20 protein-coding genes are annotated in these 19,470 nt (G+C 65.2%); 5 read left to right on the forward strand and 15 right to left on the reverse strand.

Annotated features, from left to right (window positions below; all coding sequences use genetic code 11):
- The first annotated feature begins 41 nt into the window (after window positions 1–41).
- The gene (locus AX725_RS06750) at window positions 42–824 is read left to right on the forward strand and encodes a SapC family protein (protein ID WP_060977829.1); all 783 of its coding nucleotides are present in this window, start codon (window positions 42–44) and stop codon (window positions 822–824) included.
- A gap of 28 nt (window positions 825–852) precedes the next feature.
- Here the strand turns inward: AX725_RS06750 and AX725_RS06755 are convergent, their stop codons facing one another.
- The 11 genes from AX725_RS06755 to AX725_RS06805 all read right to left on the reverse strand — a co-directional run bounded on the left by AX725_RS06755 (window position 853) and on the right by AX725_RS06805 (window position 10,440).
- Complete coding sequence (locus AX725_RS06755; protein ID WP_060977830.1) at window positions 853–1,329, reverse strand: molybdenum cofactor biosynthesis protein MoaE; 477 nt, start codon at window positions 1,327–1,329, stop codon at window positions 853–855.
- A gap of 1 nt (window position 1,330) precedes the next feature.
- A complete protein-coding gene (locus AX725_RS06760; protein WP_060977831.1) occupies window positions 1,331–1,579 on the reverse strand; it encodes a MoaD/ThiS family protein in 249 nt (82 codons plus the stop codon).
- 7 nt (window positions 1,580–1,586) lie between these two features.
- Window positions 1,587–2,597, reverse strand: coding sequence for a GTP 3',8-cyclase MoaA (moaA, locus tag AX725_RS06765; protein WP_060977832.1), 1,011 nt, complete (start codon window positions 2,595–2,597; stop codon window positions 1,587–1,589).
- A 39-nt stretch (window positions 2,598–2,636) separates the two neighbouring features.
- Window positions 2,637–3,158, reverse strand: coding sequence for a prolyl-tRNA synthetase associated domain-containing protein (locus AX725_RS06770; RefSeq protein WP_060977833.1), 522 nt, complete (start codon window positions 3,156–3,158; stop codon window positions 2,637–2,639).
- A 10-nt stretch (window positions 3,159–3,168) separates the two neighbouring features.
- Entirely contained in the window at window positions 3,169–4,359 is a 1,191-nt protein-coding gene (locus AX725_RS06775) for a serine hydrolase domain-containing protein (protein ID WP_099046484.1), read from the reverse strand.
- A 14-nt stretch (window positions 4,360–4,373) separates the two neighbouring features.
- Complete coding sequence (locus tag AX725_RS06780; protein WP_060977834.1) at window positions 4,374–5,768, reverse strand: cryptochrome/photolyase family protein; 1,395 nt, start codon at window positions 5,766–5,768, stop codon at window positions 4,374–4,376.
- Window positions 5,765–6,727, reverse strand: a complete 963-nt coding sequence (locus tag AX725_RS06785) for a metal-dependent hydrolase (protein WP_060977835.1) — start codon at window positions 6,725–6,727, stop codon at window positions 5,765–5,767. Before AX725_RS06785 ends, AX725_RS06780 begins: the two co-directional genes overlap by 4 nt.
- A gap of 4 nt (window positions 6,728–6,731) precedes the next feature.
- On the reverse strand, window positions 6,732–7,649 hold the full coding sequence (locus tag AX725_RS06790) for a cyanophycinase (protein WP_082730778.1): 918 nt from the start codon (window positions 7,647–7,649) through the stop codon (window positions 6,732–6,734).
- Entirely contained in the window at window positions 7,649–8,305 is a 657-nt protein-coding gene (locus tag AX725_RS06795) for an HAD-IA family hydrolase (protein ID WP_060977837.1), read from the reverse strand. The genes AX725_RS06790 and AX725_RS06795 overlap by 1 nt, the downstream gene beginning before the upstream one ends.
- A complete protein-coding gene (locus tag AX725_RS06800; RefSeq protein WP_060977838.1) occupies window positions 8,302–9,405 on the reverse strand; it encodes a DUF2855 family protein in 1,104 nt (367 codons plus the stop codon). Before AX725_RS06800 ends, AX725_RS06795 begins: the two co-directional genes overlap by 4 nt.
- A gap of 117 nt (window positions 9,406–9,522) precedes the next feature.
- Window positions 9,523–10,440, reverse strand: a complete 918-nt coding sequence (locus tag AX725_RS06805; RefSeq protein ID WP_060977839.1) for an SMP-30/gluconolactonase/LRE family protein — start codon at window positions 10,438–10,440, stop codon at window positions 9,523–9,525.
- A 118-nt stretch (window positions 10,441–10,558) separates the two neighbouring features.
- On the opposite strand from AX725_RS06805, the gene AX725_RS06810 reads away from it, so the two are divergent.
- Window positions 10,559–11,563: an aspartate carbamoyltransferase catalytic subunit gene (locus AX725_RS06810; protein ID WP_208597877.1), complete on the forward strand. Its 1,005-nt coding sequence runs from the start codon at window positions 10,559–10,561 to the stop codon at window positions 11,561–11,563.
- On the forward strand, window positions 11,560–12,813 hold the full coding sequence (locus AX725_RS06815) for a dihydroorotase (RefSeq protein WP_060977840.1): 1,254 nt from the start codon (window positions 11,560–11,562) through the stop codon (window positions 12,811–12,813). The genes AX725_RS06810 and AX725_RS06815 overlap by 4 nt, the downstream gene beginning before the upstream one ends.
- Before the next feature lie 17 nt (window positions 12,814–12,830).
- Here AX725_RS06815 and AX725_RS06820 read toward each other — a convergent pair whose 3' ends face one another.
- Window positions 12,831–14,144, reverse strand: coding sequence for an NAD(P)/FAD-dependent oxidoreductase (locus AX725_RS06820; protein WP_060977841.1), 1,314 nt, complete (start codon window positions 14,142–14,144; stop codon window positions 12,831–12,833).
- Between the two features lie 83 nt (window positions 14,145–14,227).
- Window positions 14,228–14,707: a TspO/MBR family protein gene (locus AX725_RS06825; protein ID WP_060977842.1), complete on the reverse strand. Its 480-nt coding sequence runs from the start codon at window positions 14,705–14,707 to the stop codon at window positions 14,228–14,230.
- A 131-nt stretch (window positions 14,708–14,838) separates the two neighbouring features.
- Here AX725_RS06825 and AX725_RS06830 point away from each other — a divergent pair, with 131 nt between their 5' ends.
- On the forward strand, window positions 14,839–16,443 hold the full coding sequence (locus AX725_RS06830) for a leucyl aminopeptidase (RefSeq protein ID WP_060977843.1): 1,605 nt from the start codon (window positions 14,839–14,841) through the stop codon (window positions 16,441–16,443).
- Window positions 16,444–16,562: 119 nt separating this feature from the next.
- Here AX725_RS06830 and pcaF read toward each other — a convergent pair whose 3' ends face one another.
- On the reverse strand, window positions 16,563–17,765 hold the full coding sequence (pcaF, locus tag AX725_RS06835; RefSeq protein ID WP_060977844.1) for a 3-oxoadipyl-CoA thiolase: 1,203 nt from the start codon (window positions 17,763–17,765) through the stop codon (window positions 16,563–16,565).
- A 33-nt stretch (window positions 17,766–17,798) separates the two neighbouring features.
- Window positions 17,799–18,527 (reverse strand): hydroxyacylglutathione hydrolase, encoded by a 729-nt coding sequence (gloB, locus tag AX725_RS06840; RefSeq protein ID WP_060977845.1) that lies wholly within the window; start codon window positions 18,525–18,527, stop codon window positions 17,799–17,801.
- A gap of 558 nt (window positions 18,528–19,085) precedes the next feature.
- On the opposite strand from gloB, the gene AX725_RS06845 reads away from it, so the two are divergent.
- Entirely contained in the window at window positions 19,086–19,433 is a 348-nt protein-coding gene (locus AX725_RS06845) for a hypothetical protein (protein ID WP_156458493.1), read from the forward strand.
- The last annotated feature ends 37 nt before the right edge of the window (window positions 19,434–19,470 follow it).

Raw genomic sequence — 19,470 nt, forward strand, 5'->3', positions numbered from 1 at the left:
CGGTTTTACCGAAAAAATCCAATGTCAGCGGAGAATATTTCATGGCCAGTGCGCCGCAAGCCACCAACCTGCCGGTCCTTTTCAACGACCTGGTGCCGCTCAATTCCCAGGACCATGCAAAGTTCCGCTCGCGGACGCTGGAAGGCGCGCATTTCCTGAAGAACCAGCACGCGATCCCGCTGACGGCCGAGGAATTCAGCCAGGCGCAGCGCCATTATCCGATCATCTTCTCGGCAGGTCCGGACCCGGTTCCGCTGGCGCTGATGGGCATGAACGAGGGCGTCAACGTGTTCCTCGATGACGACGGCAAGTATCGCCGGCCCGCCTATGTGCCGGCCTATGTCCGTCGCTATCCGTTCATGCTCGCACGCCTGCGTCCGGATTCGCAGGAACTCTCGCTGTGCTTCGACCCGACCTGCGAGGCGCTGGGCGAGTTCGAGGAAGGCGAAGCCCTTTTCGACGGCGATCAGCCGAGCCAGACCACCAAGAACATCCTGCAGTTCTGTGAGGATTTCGAGCGCGCGGTTCAGGGCACCGCCTTTTTCATGGAAGAGCTCAAGAAGCACGACCTGCTGATGGACGGCGAGCTGAAGATCGAGCACCCGACGCTGGCCCAGCCTTTCGTCTATCAGGGCTTCCAGATGGTGAACGAGGAAAAGCTGCGCGAGCTGCGCGGTGACGAACTGCGCAAGATGAACCAGAACGGCGCGCTGCCGCTGATCTATGCGCACCTGTTCTCGCTGCAGAACATGCGCGACCTGTTTGCGCAGCAGGCGGCTGACGGCAAGGTGCCGAACCTTCAGGTTCCTGCTGCGGTCAACTGATCAAAGCTCGGGCGGGACTGCTGTACGATCAGCGCCCGCCCGACGCTTCCCGATCCCAGCGCGCGGCATCGGCATAGTCCTCGTCGCGCGGCTCGATCCAGACCTTGCCGTTTGCGCCTGTCTCGCTCTTCCAGAACAGCGCGCGGCTCTTCAGATAATCCATCAGAAAATCCGCCGCCTCGAATGCGGCGCGCCGATGTGCGCTTGCCGTCGCGACGAGTACGATCGGGTCGTGCGGTTGCATGTCGCCAACCCGGTGAATTACCAGCACCGCCTCGAGCGGCCACCGCTCGGCAACCTGATCGAGCATCGCGTCGATGCCGCGCTCGGTCATGCCCGGATAATGCTGCAGGCTGAGCGTCGTCACGCTGCCATCGCCGCTCGAGGCGCGCACCTGCCCGGTAAAGGTGACGATCGCGCCGGAATGGTTCAACGCCTTGCGGAACGCGGCGATGTCCGTCTCGGGATCGAATGGTGCAGCGGCGATCGTGACGCGCCTGAGCATCTCAACCTCCGCTGACCGGCGGCAGAAAGGCGAGCTCGTCGCCATCCGCGACCATCGCATCGCGATCGACGATCGTGCCGTTCAGCGCATAGCGCAGCCGGTCTTCCAGCAGCGCGCTGCCGAGCAGCCTGTCGCCCGCCTCCAGCACGCCGATCAGCGCGGCCACGCTGTGCGGCTCGGACAGCGTGATTGACCGCTCAATCCCTCCCGCCAGATCACCCAGCCGCCCGAAAAACAGCAGTTTCGCCATGGTGCGCTCAGCCGCCGGTGGTCGACATGTGCCGGGCAAGCGCGGGTGCGGCGCCTGGGGCATCGATATGGAAATCATGCCGCTCGGGCTTGGCACGGATCGCGCGCGTGAGCGCCGCGTCGAGCGCCGCATCGCTGTCCGGCCCGCGCATCGCCGCACGCAGATCGACGCGGTCGTTCTGGCCGAGGCACATGTAGATCTGACCGGTTGCGGTGACCCGCACCCGGTTGCATCCGGCACAAAAATTGTTGGTCAGCGGCGTGATCAGGCCGAGCCGCCCGCCGGTTTCGGCAATGTCGAAATAACGCGCCGGGCCGCCGGTCCTGTGGTCGCTGGGCGTCAGCGTCCACCGCTGCTCGAGTGTGTCGCGCACCTGCGGCAAGGGCAGATAATGGTCGAACCGGTCTTCCTCGACCTCGCCCAGCGGCATCACCTCGATCAGCGTCACGTCATGGCCTTTGCCATGCGCCCAGCCGATCAGCGCAGGAAGCTCGTGCTCGTTGAGCCCCTTGAGCGCGACCGCGTTGATCTTTATCTTCAGCCCCGCCCGGTCCGCGGCGTCGATACCGGCAAGCACCTTGTCCAACGCATCGCGCCGCGTGAGACGCGCGAACAGCGCGCGGTCGAGCGTGTCGAGCGACACGTTGATCCGCCGCACCCCTGCATCGGCCAAAGCGGCGGCATGTTCGGCAAGCTGGGTGCCGTTGGTGGTCAGCGTCAGCTCGTCGAGACCGTGGCCGATCTCGCGTCCCAGCCGTTGCACCAGCGTCATCACGTCGCGCCGCACCAGCGGCTCGCCCCCGGTCAGCCGGATCTTGCACACGCCGCGCTCGATGAAAGCAAGCGATAGCCGGTGCAGTTCCTCGAGGCTGAGCACCTCCGCCTTGGGCAGAAACTGCATGCGTTCGGGCATGCAATAGGCGCAGCGCAGATCGCACCGGTCGGTTACCGACAGGCGGACATAGCTGATGCGGCGGGCAAAGCCGTCGATCAGCGGGCGGGCTGCGACCTGGGTCATTCCGATAGCGTTATCGCATGCATGCGTCCGCGCCCACCATCAATTTTGTGACGGCTCGGCCGCCGGTGCCTTGTTCGGCACCGGAACGATCAGCGGTGCATGCCGCCAGCGCACCAGCAGCCGCACCAGATCGAGGCCCGACAGCCCGAGCGTCGCGGTATTGCGCAGCGGATGGACATTGACGCGCGGCTGCGCCGCCAGCACCTCGTCGAGCACCAGCTGTACCTTGCCCGCCTTGTCGTTGAACGCGGCGAGCGGCGTCACCGATCCGGGCGTGATGCCGAGCAGTTCGACCATCTCGTCGCCCGAGCCGAAGCTGAACCGCCCTGCCCCCACCAGATGCCGGAGCGCGCCCAGATCTACCTGCTTTTCCGCGAGCACGGTGACCAGATAAAACTGGCCGCTGGTGTCCTTGAGGAACAGGTTCTTGGTGTGCGCTCCGGGGATGGCGCGCTCGATCGCACTGCTTTCGAGCACGGTGAACACCGCCTCATGCTCGACCTGGTCGAAGGCGATGCCCGCAGACTGGAGTTCGGCATGGAGGCGGCTGTCATCGGTCATCAAGCGGTCCTCAATTCGCCGCCATGGCGAGCTTCTGGAAGAATTGCAGTTGCGGTACGCGCAGATCGCCGCCGCTCGCCTTGGGCCAGTTGCTCACCACCGCAACGACCAGGTTCTTCTGCGGAACGATCAGGATCGCTTGGCCGAAAATGCCCTGCCCGCCCCAGGCGCCGCCCGGATAGGTCCACCACTGATAGCCATAGCCGAAGCCCGGCAGGCCGATCGGCGCCTGTTCCTTGCCCGCCTCGGCAAACCAGCCATCGGGCACCTGGCCTTTGCCGCCTTCGAGCGCGAACAGTCCCATGCGGGCATAATCGGCCAGCCGGATCGAGAGGCAGCAGCCGCCGACATTCTGCCCGGCGGAATCGACCATCCAGAACAGGTCGCCCTCGAAGCCCGCCGGCTTGACGATCTTCTCCTGCGCATATTCGGTCAGCGTCTTGCCCGTCGCACGCTGGACGATCACGCCAATGAGGTTGGTTTCACCCGTCTTGTAAACCCATTTGGTTCCGGGCTCGGCCTCGCGCGGCAAAGTCTTGAGGTAAGCGGTATTGGGGTCCTCTCCAGGGCCCACGGGCACGGAGAGCATCTTCACAACGTCGCTGTTCGGGTCGGTATAATCCTCGTTCCACTTGACGCCCGAGGTCATGGTCAGGATCTGCTTGACCGTAACGCCGTCATAGCCGCTGCCCTTGAGTTCAGGCACATATTTGGTCACCGGATCGTCGATCGAGGCGATGAAACCATCCTTCACCGCCGCCCCGACCAGCGTCGAGGTGAACGACTTGGCGACCGAGAAGCTGGTCCAGCGGTCCTCGGGCTTCATCCCCAGCCCGTATTTCTCGAGCCGCACCTTGCCGTCCTGGATCACCATCAGGCCCGCGACATTCTGCGCGGCCATGAAGGCTTCGACCTCGGCATCGGTAATGGCGAGCGGTTCACCCTTGGGCAACGCACGCGGGGTGCCGTGCTGCGCCGTAGTGCCGGGGAACTGCGCCTCCATGGCGCGGAAGTTCGCTGCGCGCTGCGCATCGGACCAGAAAAGGATCTGCGCGCCGGCGGTGCGGACCTTTTCGAGTTCAGCCGGGCTCATCTGGGTGATCGACTTGACCGCCGGTGCCGCCTCATCTTTTGCAATCGCGACGCCACCCGCGCCGATGGCCAGCGCACAGGCTGCTGCAAAACTCGTCCAGACCCGCATAACCTTCTCTCCTCTCACGATTTTATCTTTGCATGGGCGGCCAGCGCCCGTTCCCTGGCTTCCTTATGCCCGATCAGCTTCCTGGGATAGCCCTTCACATATTTGCCCGCCGCCTCGGGATCGTGGATCGCCTTGTCCGACAGACCGGCCAGTTCAGGCACCCATTGCCGAATATAGCCGGCCGCATCGAACTTCTCCGACTGGGTGAGTGGCGCCATGATCCGCACGAACATGTTCGAATCGACACCGGTGCCCGAGGTCCATTGCCAGTTGGTGGCGTTGGAGCCGTAATCGGAATCGACCAGCGTGTCCCAGAACCACTTTTCGCCCTCGCGCCAGTCGACCAGCAGATGCTTGATCAGGAACGAGGCGGTGACCATGCGGACGCGGTTGTGCATCCAGCCGGTCGCCCAGAGCTGGCGCATCCCGGCATCGACCAGCGGATAGCCGGTGCGGCCCTGCTGCCAGGCACGGATATCTGCCGCTACGTCCTTGTCCGCCGGGTCGCGCCAGGGGAACTTGTCGAAACCGTCGCGGGCATTGGCCTTGGCATAATCGGGATATTGCAGGATCACGTTCTGCGCATAATCGCGCCAGACCAGTTCCTTGAGGAAGGTCTCGACCGAGCCGCCTGCCTCCATCGTCGCATGCCAGATAGTCGCAGGCGAAATCTCGCCGAAATGCAGATGCGGCGACAGGCGCGAGGTGCCTTCGACCGAAGGCAGGTTGCGCTGCTCATCATAGTGCCGGGCGCGGTCCAGAAACTGCTCGAGCCGCTCCGCTGCGCCCGCCTCGCCCGGCGTCCATTCCTCCGCAAAACCCTTGGCCCAGTCAGGCTTGGTCGGCAGCAGCGCCCAGTCGCCAAGCGTGTCGCTCTCGGGCCAGTTTTCCGGCGCATCGAGCCTCTTCGGAGCCGGCACCGGCGCGGGCGGCGGCATGTGCTGCGCCAGCGCGCGCCAGAAGGGCGTGTAGATCTTGTAGGGCTGGCCGCTGCCCGTCGTGACCGATCCGGGCGGCATCAGGTAATTGCCGTGATGGCATTCGAGCGTGCAGCCCTCAGGCAGCTTGTCCTTGAGTGCGCGCTCGGCATTGCGCCACCAGGGCTCGTAATGGCGCAGGCAGCGGATCGCGGCGGCATCGGTCTCTTTCGCCAGCTTTGCCAGCACATCGGCCGCGACACCGCGCTTCAGGATCAGCCGCGAGCCGATTTTCTCGAGATCGGCCGCCAGCGACGCAAGGCTGTGGTGCAGCCACCAGCGCGATGCGCCGCCCATCTTGCGGTGTTTCGGCGTCTCGTCATCGAGCACATAGATCGGGATCACGGGCCCGGCCTTGGCGGCGGCGGCGAAAGCGGGCTGGTCGGCAAGGCGCAGGTCTCGGCGCAGCCAGACGATCACGGGGCGGGTCATGGATTGTCCTTCACATCGACTGTGACCGTGAATCGGTCGGCAATCGGTGAACTGTCGAAGCGCGCGTCGCGCAGAACCACCCTTTTGCCCCCCGATATGTCGGTCAGCCGTGCATATGGCATCCGCGCCCAGAACAAAAAGGCCCGCGCATCAGCATTTTGTGCGGCGGCGCGCGCGACCCAGGGACTGGCCATGTTGGTCGCCGCGCTGCCCGGCTGCAGCGTCAGTGCTGGGGTACCCAGAGCGTCATAGGCCCCGCGCCCGATCATCGCATCGCCGCGCCACAGCATCGCGCGCTGCCAGAACAGCACGGGCACCGCATTGGCGATCACCAGATCGGGGCTGATGCCGCGTTCGGTCTCCAGCCTCTGCGCCACCTGCGCCTCGGCATGGCTCGAGAGTGCATAGTTGCCCGTGATGTAGAGCAAGGCCAGAACCAGCACCGCCTGCGCGGGCCGTTCCCAGCCCGGCCGCCCCGCAGCCTCCCATTTGCGCGACAGCCAGATGCCGAGCGGCAGGATCGTCCACAGCACGGCATCGACAATGAACAAGGTATCGCCAAAAAACCAGCGCGGCGCGAAGGGCTCAAGCAGGCGGATGCCGTAATTGTTGAGATAATCGAGCGCCGGATGCGACAGCGTGCCAATATAGGCGAGCAGCAGTAGCGAGCCTGGTCGCACCGGCAGGCGACTCTGCGGGCGCTTGCGCCGCCGCACCTGCCAGCGGTCGAACCAGACCATTGCCACCGTGAGCAAGATAGGCAGCAGCAGCAGCGCAATCGGCCCATGCGTCACGCCGCGTCGCAGCGCCAGCGACTGGGTGCCGAGCACGCTCAGCACCGCATCGATATCGGGCAAATTGGCCCCGATGATCAGCGTCGGCACCGCGAGCCCCGTGAGCCGCTTGAGCCCTGCTTGGCCCAGCGCCCATCCGGCAAGGCTGTGGGTGAAATTGTCCACGCGGCTATTCCTTCATCGCCGGGAAACGCGCGAAGCGGACATTTTCCATCACCGCATTGTCGCAGGACCGGTGCCCCTCTGATGGATCAACGACAGTGATGGTGCCGCGCCCCACCGGAATGCCGGTCTCGTGCCCGATGTCGAAGACAAAGGCTGTGTCCTCATCAATCCCGATCCCGGTCACCGCGTCCGCTTCGATACAGGCCACTGCGCGAATGAGCCGCGTCAGCCGTGCGCGCTGACTGAAATGCTGGTCGAACACGATGCCGGGAAGGAATCCCAAGCCGCGGCCCAGCACCAGCGGCACGTCGCGGGCGTCCTCGGCCCTACTGTCGCAATCTTTGAAATCGCGCGAGACGGGTGCGGTCAGCGCCACCTCGGGGCTGCCGCAGGCGATCATATGCTCGCCCATCACCGCTGCGCCCGCGCTGGTCCCTCCGATCACCGCGCCCGCTTCGAGCCGCTTGCGCATCGCCGCGAGCATAGGTGTGTCGCTGCCGTCATCGTTCACCAACGCGGCCATGATCCGCATCTGATCGCCACCCAGCATCCATATCAGCCCCGCATCGGCCAGTTTGGCAACTTCTGACGCATCGCGCGCACCATCGGCCCAGGCGGATTCATCGGTCTCGGGCGTATCGGGATCATCCGCTATCGCAACCCGGACGGTAGCAATCCGGGCGGGATCGATACCATGCGCAGCAAACGCCTTGATCGCCCGGGGCACCGATCGCCCGATAATGCCAGAAGCAGCTGGAATTATCGCGACCGTCGGCGAGCCTGCGGGCATCGCCTTGACCAGAGCGTCATAAACATCCGCATTGTCGTCCGCCAAAGCACCGCCGACGACCACGACCGTCCCCTGATCGGCCGAAGCCGGGGTCGCCGCCGCAGCCAGCAATAGTGCCCCCCAGAGCCGCATCAGCCAGGCCAGCCTTCCGCGCGGCCGAGCAGCGCGCGCAGATCGGCGAGCGCCTGGTCTTCGCCGCTCACCTTGATCGCGGCCATGCCCAGTGCCGCTGCGGGTTTGCAGTTCACCCCCAGATCGTCGAGATAGATGCACGCCGCCGGGGCGATGCCGATCGCCTCGCACATCATCGCATAGATGCGCGGATCGGGCTTGCGTACGCCTGCCTTGCTGCTTTCGATGACATGGTCGAACCGCGCCATGATCGCCGCGATCTCGGCGGCGCGCGCATCGTCGAACACCATCGCCGATCCCTTGCCCGCGCGGACATTGTTGGTGATGCAGCCGATGGTCAGCCCTTCCGCCTTGAGCGCATCGAGCGCCGCGACCATGCGGGGGCGCACATCGCCTGCCAGGCAGGCGATGACGTCGCTGCCCCGGATCGCGAGTCCCAGCGCCGCCGCCTCTTCGGCAAAGGCGCTATCGAACGCGCTCGCATCGATCTCCGCCCGCTCGAACCGTGCCCAGGCATTGTCGTCGGGGTTGGTCGCGTTGATCCGCCGCACGCAATCGCGCGGCAACCCGCGTTCGGCCTCGAGCCGGTTGAACGCCTCGAACGGCGACGAAGTAATCACCCCGCCGAAATCGAAAATGACGGCTTCGAAGCTCATGGAACGATGACCAGCCCCGTCTTGGCATCGGCCTTGCCCGCAACCGCCTCGGCATAGGCGGCGAGTGCAGCCTCGGCCCCCTGGCGCTTGTCAATCGACAGCAGCTTGGGCGCAAGATCGGCAAAACCGAGCCAGGCCGCTTCGAGCTTCTGGCGGAACCCGTCAGGGCCCCATTCGGAGATGCGCTTTTCGCTGCGGCCCGGGGCAAAGAACATCTGACGCGGCGGGCCTGCGATGGCCCCAGCGTCATCATTGGCATCCCAATGCGACTTGCCGACAACGATCGAAGCTTTCAGCGCATCGCCGAAATGGTTGTGGACGCTTGCCGCGACCTTGGGGTTGCCCGCCATGTCGACCATTGCGCTCGGCACGCTGGCGTCCATCGCAGCAATACCGTCATACGCGACGACCCGGTCATAGAGGCCGAGCTGCTCGACATAGGCGACGTTGCCCGCGCTGGTGAGCCCCACGATCTGCGGCCCACCGCTGCGCTGCTTCAGCGCGTGGGCCAGGCCAATCGCGGTCTTGCTCGACGCGCTCGCCACCAGGATTTGCTGCGCAGCATAATCGCCTTCGTCCTCGAGCTGATCGGCAATCAGCCAGCCGGTGAGGAACAGCGGGCGGAAGACCGGCCAGTAGTCGTGATCCTGCGCGCGATAGTCCCCCAGCGCATCGAGCCTCTGATACTGGTTGTAGATGATCGGCAAGGTGCTGCGCCGCGGGGTCATGTCGGTAAAGCCGTTCGCGCTGACCCGGTCCGGCTGCAGCACGGCGTGGCTCGCCATCGGATAATAGCCGTAATAGCGCGTCCCCACCGGCACGTCGGGATGGTTGCTGCGGCTCACCGTGGCAAAGCCCCAGACGGGCAGCCGGCCCGGCGCGTCGCGCTCAGCGAAGAAATCCCAATAGCCCTGATCGTTGCCGAACAGGCCGAGCGGCTTGCCGAACACTGCATAGGTCACGTTGTTCGCGGTCATCGCGTAGAGGTCGAGCTTCACCTCGATCGCGCCTTCGGGCAGGTCGGCCTGCGCCTCCTCGACGATGCGAGCGTCAGCGATAGTGTCACGGTCGATATCGATCGCCCAGCGTTGGTCGGTCATATGGTTGTCCCTCAATCCAAAAATTCCAGTCTTCGTCACCCCCGCGAAGGCGGGGGTCCCGCTTGTCCCATCGTGCACGACCGCAAAGCGGGATCCCCGCCTTCGCGGGAATGACGATCAAGCATTCAGATAATTCAGCTTCGCCCCGCCGCGTGGCCAGTCCATCTTGACCAGCCTGCCGGTGCCCGAGAGCGTGATGTACGCGGTTTTCAAGTCCGGCCCGCCGAAGCAGATATTGGTCGTGAACGGATCGTCGGTCGCGACGAACTCGACCAGCTCGCCATCCGGAGACACCACCGAAATCCCGCTCTGGCCGATGGTGGCGACGCACACATTGCCCGCGCCATCGACCGCCAGCGAATCGAAGAACGTGTATCCCGACGGGCTATAGAGAAAGGTGCCGCCCGGCCCGAGCAACCCCTGGCTGAACGCGATCTCGCCGGGCGCAGCAATGTCATAGGCCCAGAGCTTGCAGGTATAGGTCTCCGCGACATAGAGCGTCTTGCCGTCAGGCGAGAGCCCGATCCCGTTGGGATTTTCCATCGGGAAGATGACTTCCTTGAGCAGCGAGCCATCGGCGCGTGCATAGAACACGCCGGTCACGTCGCGCTCGCGCCGCCGGGTCTTGCCGTGATCGGTGAACCAGAAGCCGCCGGCATCATCGAACACGATGTCATTGGGCCCGCGCAGCGTGCAGCCGAAATCGCCCGACTTGTAGAGCGTCTCGACGGCGCCGGTCTCGAGGTCCACGCGCTCGATCCTTCCGCCGGAATAATCGTCGGGCTGGCCATGCGGGATCAGCAGGCCTGCGCGCTCGACATAATGGAAGCCGCCATTGTTGCAGACATAGAGCTTGCCATCGGGACCGATCGCCGCGCCATTCGGGCCCCCACCCAGCTGCGCCACGACATGCTGCGTGCCATCAGGCGCGACGCGCGTGACGCAGCCGCGCTCGATCTCGACCAATACGACGCTACCATCTGGCATCGCCACCGGCCCTTCAGGAAAGCGCAGGCCTTCGGTTACCAGTTCCATCCAGAATCCCCTCGCTTACATTCTTGTCAGCGCATCATTGCGACAGTCAGCTCCCCTGTCCACAGCAGAAAACGCGGGCTTGAGCCAAAGCCGATTCGGTCCTAGACGCTCGCCTTTAATGACATCGCCGAACACGCCCTCCGCCCGCCGCCCTGCCAGCGATTACCCGCCCGGCAGCATGGCCTTTCCCCACCGGCATCTGCTGGGCATCGCTGGTTTGCAGCCCTGGGAGATCGAGTTCCTGCTCGACGAGGCGGAGCAATGGGTGGATCTGAACCGTCAGGCGAGCAAGCATGACGACCGGCTGGCGGGCCTGACGCTGATCAACGCGTTCTTCGAGAATTCGACGCGCACGCTGCTGTCGTTCGAGATCGCGGGCAAGCGCCTGGGCGCGGACGTGGTCAACATGCACGCCGCGCAATCGAGCGTCAAAAAGGGCGAGACGCTGATCGACACCGCAGTGACGCTCAATTCGATGCGTGCCGATGCCATCGTCATCCGTCACGGCAGCTCGGGCGCGGTGCAGTTGATCGCCGACAAGGTGGGTTGCCCGGTATTGAACGCAGGCGACGGCACACACGAACACCCGACCCAGGCGCTGCTCGATGCGCTGACGATCCGCCGCCGCAAGGGGCAGATCGCCGGGCTGCGGGTCGCGATCTGCGGCGACATATTGCACAGCCGGGTGGCGCGTTCGAACATGATCTGCCTTTCCACGCTGGGCGCGGATGTACGCGTCGCGGGCCCCCCGGCGCTGATGCCGCCTGCGGTCGAATCGATGGGCGGCACCCCATGCCGCAGCTTTGCCGAGGCGCTCGACGGGGCCGATGTCGTGATGATGCTGCGGCTGCAGAACGAGCGGATGCAGGGCCAGTTCATCCCCTCGCCGCGCGAATTCCGCCACCTTTACGGTCTTACCGATGCAAAGCTGGCGCTGGCCAAGCCCGACGCGCTGGTGATGCACCCCGGGCCGATGAATCGCGGGATCGAAATCGACAGCCATATCGCGGACAATGTCCAGCGCTCCGCCATCACCGATCAGGTCGAGATGGGGGTCGCGATGCGCATGGCGTGCCTCGACGTGCTGACCCGCAGACGCCGCGGCATGGAGGGCTGGGCATGAGCAAGACGCCGCTGGCTCCGCTGAGCATCGTCAATGGGCGCCTGGTGCTGCCCGACGAAGCAGAACCCGTACCGGGCGGCATTCGCGTGCTGGGCGACCGCATCGCCGAGATCGGCAGCATCACGCCGGTCGCGGACGACCGCATCCACGATGCCAAAGGCGCGCTGATCGCGCCGGGCCTGGTCGACCTCGGCGTGTTCGCGATCGACCTGCCCGCCTTTCATTTCGGCGGGATCAGCCGCGCGGCGCTGATGCCCGATCAGAACCCGCCGCTCGATCATCCGGCCCGGGTGCGCTTTGCCGCCTATTCGGGCAAGCCGGATTTCTGGGTTCACCCGCTCGCCGCTGCGACGCGCGATCTGGCGGGTGCCGAGATGGCCGAGATCGCGCTGATGCAGGAAGCAGGCGCGCGCGCGGTCGCCACCGGTCGGCGCTGGATCGTCGATACCGGGGTGATGCACCGGCTGATGCAATATTGCGCGATGCTGGGTCTGCCGCTGATCATGCACAGCCAGGACCATGGCCTGTCGGGCACGGCGGTGGCCACTTCAGGTGAGATGGCAACCCGGCTCGGTCTGCCGCAAGCGCCCGCCGAGGCCGAGAGCATCGCCATCGCGCGCGACTTGGCGCTGGTGCGGATGACGGGCGCCCGCGTCCATTTCCGCCAGGTGACGACGCGCGGCGGGCTGGCGCTGATCCGCGCGGCCAAGGCCGAGGGGCTGAGCGTCACCGCCGGAATCACGCCAGCGCACCTGTTCCTCTCCGATGTGGCGCTCGGCGGGTTCCGCACCTTCGCGCGACTCTCGCCGCCGCTGCGCAGCGAGGATGATCGCCAGGCCGCGCTCGAAGCGGTCAAGGACGGCACGATTGATGTCATCGCGTCGGGCCACGACCCGCGCGGGCCCGAGGACAAGCGCCTGCCCTTTGCCGATGCCGCGCCCGGCATGGCGGGGGCGGAAACGCTGCTGCCGCTGTCGCTGGGGCTGGTGCGCGATGGCCTGATCTCGACCGGACGACTGTTCGACCTGATCGCCGCCAACCCGGCCAAGCTGCTCGGCGTCCAGGCGGGGGCGCTGCGCACCGGGCACGAGGCGGATATCGTGCTGATCGATCCCGATCGGCCCTGGCAGGTCGATTCGGGCAAGATGGCGGCGGCTGCGGGCAACACGCCGTTCGACAAGCTGCCGGTGCAGGGCCGCTGTCTCGCGCTGTTCAAGGGCGGCAGGCTGGTCGACCAGCGCAGCGGCTGAAGGCGTCGCCGCGCTGGTCAGTGCAGCTTCAGCTTGGGCCGCACGATCTGGTTCACATGGCCGATGACGATCAGCGATATGCCGCGCCACCAGCCGTGGATCGCGATCAGGTGCATGCGGTAGAGCGATTGGTACGCCCAGCGCGCCAGTCGGCCTTCCACCGCCATGCGCCCGCCGACCAGATTGCCCATCAGGCTGCCCACGGTGGAAAAGCGGCTCAGCGAAACCAGCGAGCCATGGTCCTTGTAGACGAAATCCTTGAGCGGCTTGCCTGCCTGCATCCGGCAGAGATTGTCGAACACATGGCTCGCCATCTGGTGCGCGGACTGCGCGCGCGGGGGGATCGGGCGTTCCTGGCCCGGCAGCAGACATGACGCGCAATCGCCGAGCGCGAAGATATGGTCGTCCAGCGTCGTCTGCAGCGTCGGCCTGACCACGAACTGGCTGAGCCGATTGAGCTCCAGATCGCTCATCTCGGTCACGCCGTCCGCGCCCTTCACGCCGGCGGCCCAGACGATCAGATCGGCGGCAATCTGCTCGCCCCTTTTCGTTTCGACCGAATGCGCGTTCACCTGCACGACCTGGGTGTTCTCGCGCACGCTGACACCGAGCTGCTCGAGTTCGTGCCGCGCGGTGCCTGCCAGCTCGGCATCGATCTGCGGCAGGATGCGCAGCCCCGCCTCGAGCAGCGTGACCTCGAGCTTGCTCTCGTCGAACACCTCGAGGCCGTAATAGCGCAGCGACTTGGCCGCGTTGTACAGTTCCGCAGACAGCTCGACCCCAGTCGCACCGCCGCCGATGATGCAGATCCGCACCCGCGCCTCGGGATTGCCGGTGTTATGCTCGTGATTGGCGCGCAGGCACGCATTGAGCAGCTTCTGGCGGAAACTGTCCGCCTGGCCGCGATGTTCGAGAAACTGGGCATGTTCGCGCACGCCCGGTACACCGAAATCGTTCGACACGCCGCCAAAGGCGAGCACCAGATAATCGTAACGGATCCGGTGCCGCCCGATCACTTCCTTGCCCTGGTCATCGAGCAGCGGCGCGGTGGTGATATGCCGCGTGGTGCGGTCGATGCTCTCGAGCGCGCCGTTGAAGAAGCGATAGCCCCAGCGCACGGCATGACCGCCATAGCCGACCTCGTCGAGATTGGCATCAAGCGAGCCTGCCGCGACCTCGTGCAGCAGCGGCTTCCAGATATGGGTCAGGTTGCGGTCGACCAGAATGATGTCGTGCTTCTCGCGGCCATATTTGCTGCCGAGCCTGCGCACCAGCTCGAGCCCGCCAGCGCCTCCGCCCACCACGACAATCTGCGTCTTCTGGTCGCTCACACCGGTCCCCTGAATAGTGTCAAGCAAAGTTAACACATATTATCGGGTCACCAAGCGATTTGGCGCGCCCGACCCGATAAAGTTCAGGCGCGGCCGAACGGGCGATTGAGCTGCACGATCTTGGCGTTGAGCATCGCCGCAAAGCTGACCCACACAAGATAGGGCACGATCAGCCAGCTCGCGAGTACCGAATAGGGCCTGAGCCACACGCACATCGCGAATACCGACGCCCAGAGGAAGACAACCTCGACCAGAGCCCAGTCGGGCCGCTTGAACTTGAAGAACAGGGGCGACCAGAGCAGGTGAAACACGAAATTCGCGACATAGAGCGCGATGACGATCATCCGGTCGCCTTGCGTCTGCGTGCCGTTCCAGGCGAGCACCGCCGCCCAGGCGGCGAGGCCCAGAATGACCGTCCAGGCCGGGCCGAACAGCCAGTCGGGCGGTTGCCAGCTCGGTTTCCTGAGGTTCTTGTACCAGGCTCCGATCTCGGTCAGCAGCCCGCCCGCGCCGCCCAGAATGACGGCCCAGGCGATTGCGGCGATGACGGGGGTGCTGAACATGGGTCAGCACATGGGGTTGAGGGACAGACAAGACAATGCCATCGGCTGTCAACGCGCATCTTTGCTTGCCGCCAGCAGCCCAAGCTGCTGATATGGTTGCCAATGTTACGAAGACAAAAAGGGGGTTCCTGATGCGTATCCGTCACCTGTTGGTCGCCAGCAGCTTCGCCGTACTGACCATGGCATTGCCCCTAGCTACACATGCGCAGGAGGCGGTGAAGCCCTCGCTGACGCTCAAGGCTGCAAAGGCGCAATTCCGCCCCGTCAGCTTCAGCGGCACCCTGCCCGCAGCTTCGGGAACGCTGGTGCTGCCGCTCGCCAGCGAAGCCGATCTCGCGAGCCGCGCCAGCGCCCTGTCCGAAGCCGAGCGCACAGCGATCGCCCGCGCGCTGGCCTCAGCCGAGTTCGACTACACGTCCGGCACGCTCAGCCTACGCGGTATCGGCAGATGGGATCGTATCCATGTTGTCGGCACCGGATCGGACATGGGCGCGGCAGCCGTCCAGAAGCTCGGCGTCGCGGCCGGGCGCGCGCTGATGAAGGACAAGGGTCCGCTGACCGTGCTCGCCAGCGGCCTGCCTGCCGAGGCGGTGGCAGAGCTCGCCACCGGCATGGGCATCGGCGAATATCGCTCGGACCTCTATCAGGCCAAGGCGCGCGAGGCCGCTGCGATGGCTGCAACGACGATCGTCACCGAGAACGGCGAGGCGGCACGCGCAGCCTATGAAGGGCGCGGCAAGCCGCTGATCGAGTCGATGGCGTTTGCGCGCGACCTTTCGAACGAGCCGGCGAACGTCATCTATCCCGAAAGCTTTGTGGAGCGCACCCGCGCCGCCTTTGCGGGCGTCCCCGGGGTCACGATCGAGGCGCTCGACGTACCTGCGATGGAAAAGCTCGGCATGGGCTCGATCCTCGGCTCGGGCCGGGGTTCGGCGCGGCCGCCGCGCATGCTGATCGTGCGCTATACTGGTCGCGGCGCGCCCTCCACCGGCCCCGTTGTGCTCGCAGGCAAGGGCATCACCTTCGACAGCGGCGGGATCTCGCTCAAGAATGGTAGCGGTATGGGCGACATGAAGTTCGACATGTCGGGCGCGGCGAGCGTTGTCGGCGCAGCGCTGGCGCTGGCCAAGTCGCGCGCGCCGGTCGATGTCGTCGCGATCGCGGCGCTGTCGGAAAACATGCCCGACGGCAACGCTGCGCGCCCCGCCGATGTGCTGCAGGCGATGAACGGCAAGACGATCGAGATCATCTCGACCGATGCCGAAGGACGGCTCGTCCTCGCCGACGCGGTCGCCTATGCCGATGCGAAGCTCAATCCCGCGGCGATCGTCGACATGGCGACATTGACCGGCGCGATCATGACCGCATTGGGCGACGATTATGCAGGCCTGTTCAGCCGCCACGATCCTCTCGCCGATCAGCTGATGAAGGCGGGCGATGCGAGCGGCGACGCGCTGTGGCGCATGCCGCTGCACCCCAGCTATGCCGAGGACACCAAATCGACCATCGCCGATATCAAGAATTCGGGTGCGGGTGGCGCCGGAGCCGGCGCGGGCGCGCATTTCATCGGCGCGTTCGTAAAGCCCGAAACGCCCTGGGCGCATATCGACATTGCCGGCATGGCATGGGGCGGCGCGAACGACCTCAAACCGGCAGGCTCGACCGGCTATGGCGTGCGCCTGCTCGAGCGCTTCGTGCGCGATTTCCAGCCGGTGCCCAAGGTGGCGGGCGAGTAATCGCACGACACTGACCCGTCACTCCCGCGAACGCGGGGGTCCCGCTTTCTTGATCCGGCGTCCGGAAAAAGCGGGATTCCCGCGTTCGCGGGAACGACGGTGGGGCGCGACGCCTTGAGCTACACCCGCTCGATCAGCATCGCGATCCCCTGCCCCACGCCGATGCACATGGTCGCGATGGCATAGCGTCCGCCGGTGCGCTGCAGTTCCTCGGTCGCAGTCAGCGCCAGACGCGCGCCCGACATGCCGAGCGGATGGCCGAGCGCAATCGCACCGCCATTGGGGTTCACATGCGCCGCATCGTCGGGCAGGCCGAGCTGGCGCAGCACGGCCAAGCCCTGGGCCGCAAAGGCCTCGTTGAGTTCGATGACATCGACTTCGGCGAGCTTAACCCCGGTGCGCCCAAGCAGCTTCTGCACCGCAGGTGCCGGGCCAATGCCCATGATCCGCGGCGGCACGCCCGCCACTGCCGTGCCGATGATCCGCGCACGCGGGGTCAGGCCGTTGCGCGCCGCTGCCGCTTCCGATGCGACGATCAGCGCCGCCGCGCCATCGTTGACGCCGCTGGCATTGCCCGCCGTCACCGTACCGCCGGGGCGCACGATCGGCTTCAAGGCCGAAAGCGCCTCGATCGAGGTCATGCGCGGATGCTCGTCGGTGTCGACAATCAGTGGCTCGCCCTTGCGCTGCGGGATGCTGACGGGAACGATCTCCGCCGCCAGACGACCCGATTCCTGCGCGGCGGCGGCGCGCTGCTGGCTGCGCAGCGCGAACGCATCCTGATCGGCGCGGGCGATGCCGAAATCCTCGGCGACATTCTCCGCCGTCTCGGGCATCGAATCGACGCCGTGCACCGCCTTCATCAGCGGATTGACGAAGCGCCAGCCGATGGTGGTGTCATAGACCGCATTGTCGCGCGCGAAAGCAGTCCCGGCCTTGGGCATCACGAACGGTGCGCGGGTCATGCTCTCGACCCCGCCTGCGATCATCAGATCGGCCTCGCCCGCGCGGATCGCGCGCGCGGCGCTGCCCACGGCATCGAGCCCCGATCCGCACAGCCGGTTGATCGTCGCACCGCCGACCGTTTCCGGCAGGCCCGCCAGCAGCGCGGCCATGCGCGCGACGTTGCGATTGTCCTCGCCCGCCTGGTTGGCACAACCCAACAGCACGTCATCGATCGCCGCAGCATCGAGACCCGGATTGCGGCCCAGAAGCGCGCGCAGCACGATGGCGGCCAGATCGTCAGGCCTGACGCTTGCCAGCCCGCCGCCATAACGTCCGATCGGTGTGCGAACGGCATCGCAGATAAAGGCATCGGTCATGGCAGATCCTCTCGCTTTTTGGCCCCGGTGGTGTCAGCCCCGGAAATTGTCCTTGGCGGCGCGGCGCTCGGCGAGTTCTTCGGCGGAGCGGGCGCGCATGAAGGGATTGGTCGCGCGTTCGAGCGCGATCGTGGTCGGCACGGTCGGCTCGCCCCGCGCGCGCATTGCGAAGACCTGCTCCATCCGCTCGGCCAACGCCTGGTTATCGGGCTCGGCGACCAGCGCATAGCGTCCGTTCGATTCGGTATATTCGTGCGCGCAATAGACCTGCGTCTCGCCGGGCAGCGCCGAGAGCCGCGTCATATTGTCGAACATCTGCTCGGCCGTGCCCTCGAACAGCCGGCCGCAGCCCATCGCGAACAGCGTATCGCCGACGAAGATCGTCTGCTCTTCGGACAGATGATAGGCGATATGCCCTGCGGTGTGCGCAGGCACATCGATCACGTCAGCCTTCAGCGGACCCAGATGCACGACATCGCCGCCCTTCACCGTCACGTCAAAGGTCGCTATTCGATCGCGCTCGGCCTCGGGGCTGGTGATTGCGCAGCCAGTCGCCGCCTTGATTGCGGCATTGCCGCCGACATGATCAGGGTGCCAGTGCGTGTTCCAGATCTGCGTGATCGTCCAGCCGCGCGCCTTGGCTTCAGCGAGCACCGGCTCGGCCTCGGCGGGATCGATGACGACGGTCTCGCCGCTCACCGGCTCATGCACCAGCCAGATATAATTGTCGGACAGGGCGGGAATGCGGGCAATTTCGATCATGCGCCGGTTGTGCCCAATCGCGCCCGGATTGCCAAGGGCACTTGGCCCCTGCTCGACGTTAAAGAGGGAGGTGGTGGCAGGGCTAGAATCGAACCATCAAAATAACGATTTGATATCAATATTCTTATTGGGGTCAGCAAAAAACCGCCCCCACACTCTCCCCCACATTTTCGTAAATCTAACCGCCGTTCGATACTTCGTTGGGGGGGACGGCTTGAAAATGAGCGGTCTGCAAAACGTCCAGCTGATGCATTTCCCGCGCCAGCAGGCTGATGGCGATTCACGCATCACTTTGGCGGCTCTTAGGGTAAGATAAGCCCTAGCGACCCACGCCGACTGCCTAGCACCATATCAGCATCCGGCCAATGCTCGTCGGCTATCGACCCACTTCCGGTCGTTCCGCAGTCGACACTTGAAGGTCTGCTCACGCCGGAATCGGCCATTCGCACGCAATCCGGCAGGCAGATGGTTGTGCGTTTCAGGGGGGTCGTTCAGAAAGTCATTCACAGGGTATACCGGCACGCTAGCCGGATGACGGATCGAGCTTGGAGGATTTCGTTGGACAATCCCTACGTCGTCGCAGGAGCCTTCGCGGGGCAGTTCGGCGATGCTGAATATGCTTTGAAGCGATCCGGCTGGATGCGGCTGAACAAGGAGACTGCCGAGGCCGATTGGGATGCGTTCGCCCGCGATCTCGGGCCAGAATTCTTCTCCGCAGTCGTCGACACGGGCATCGCTAAGACGCTGATCGGTGAACCGCCGCGTCGCCTGATGAACGACCTTGTATGGGCACCCGAAACACCCGTGCCTTTAGCAAACGTGCACGAGTTAATTGTCCAGGGCGTTTGCCGAGTGCGCAATAGCTACCTGCATGGCGAGAAATTCCGCGGTCACGTCCGTCAATGAGGTGTAATTTGGGGTGTGGTCACCGGGCTGCATGGTC

Origin of the sequence: Blastomonas sp. CCH9-A1 (genome assembly GCF_001557175.1) — a bacterium.
GTDB lineage: Bacteria > Pseudomonadota > Alphaproteobacteria > Sphingomonadales > Sphingomonadaceae > Blastomonas > Blastomonas delafieldii_A.

What these genes read in the sequence shown, in the direction of transcription:
- AX725_RS06750 (WP_060977829.1), top strand. Translation starts at nt 42, where the DNA reads ATGGCCAGTGCGCCGCAAGCCACCAACCTGCCGGTCCTTTTCAACGAC.
- AX725_RS06755 (WP_060977830.1), bottom strand. Translation starts at nt 1,329, where the DNA reads ATGCTCAGGCGCGTCACGATCGCCGCTGCACCATTCGATCCCGAGACG.
- AX725_RS06760 (WP_060977831.1), bottom strand. Translation starts at nt 1,579, where the DNA reads ATGGCGAAACTGCTGTTTTTCGGGCGGCTGGGTGATCTGGCGGGAGGG.
- moaA (WP_060977832.1), bottom strand. Translation starts at nt 2,597, where the DNA reads ATGACCCAGGTCGCAGCCCGCCCGCTGATCGACGGCTTTGCCCGCCGC.
- AX725_RS06770 (WP_060977833.1), bottom strand. Translation starts at nt 3,158, where the DNA reads ATGACCGATGACAGCCGCCTCCATGCCGAACTCCAGTCTGCGGGCATC.
- AX725_RS06775 (WP_099046484.1), bottom strand. Translation starts at nt 4,359, where the DNA reads ATGCGGGTCTGGACGAGTTTTGCAGCAGCCTGTGCGCTGGCCATCGGC.
- AX725_RS06780 (WP_060977834.1), bottom strand. Translation starts at nt 5,768, where the DNA reads ATGACCCGCCCCGTGATCGTCTGGCTGCGCCGAGACCTGCGCCTTGCC.
- AX725_RS06790 (WP_082730778.1), bottom strand. Translation starts at nt 7,649, where the DNA reads ATGCGGCTCTGGGGGGCACTATTGCTGGCTGCGGCGGCGACCCCGGCT.
- AX725_RS06795 (WP_060977837.1), bottom strand. Translation starts at nt 8,305, where the DNA reads ATGAGCTTCGAAGCCGTCATTTTCGATTTCGGCGGGGTGATTACTTCG.
- AX725_RS06800 (WP_060977838.1), bottom strand. Translation starts at nt 9,405, where the DNA reads ATGACCGACCAACGCTGGGCGATCGATATCGACCGTGACACTATCGCT.
- AX725_RS06805 (WP_060977839.1), bottom strand. Translation starts at nt 10,440, where the DNA reads ATGGAACTGGTAACCGAAGGCCTGCGCTTTCCTGAAGGGCCGGTGGCG.
- AX725_RS06810 (WP_208597877.1), top strand. Translation starts at nt 10,559, where the DNA reads ATGACATCGCCGAACACGCCCTCCGCCCGCCGCCCTGCCAGCGATTAC.
- AX725_RS06815 (WP_060977840.1), top strand. Translation starts at nt 11,560, where the DNA reads ATGAGCAAGACGCCGCTGGCTCCGCTGAGCATCGTCAATGGGCGCCTG.
- AX725_RS06825 (WP_060977842.1), bottom strand. Translation starts at nt 14,707, where the DNA reads ATGTTCAGCACCCCCGTCATCGCCGCAATCGCCTGGGCCGTCATTCTG.
- AX725_RS06830 (WP_060977843.1), top strand. Translation starts at nt 14,839, where the DNA reads ATGCGTATCCGTCACCTGTTGGTCGCCAGCAGCTTCGCCGTACTGACC.
- pcaF (WP_060977844.1), bottom strand. Translation starts at nt 17,765, where the DNA reads ATGACCGATGCCTTTATCTGCGATGCCGTTCGCACACCGATCGGACGT.
- gloB (WP_060977845.1), bottom strand. Translation starts at nt 18,527, where the DNA reads ATGATCGAAATTGCCCGCATTCCCGCCCTGTCCGACAATTATATCTGG.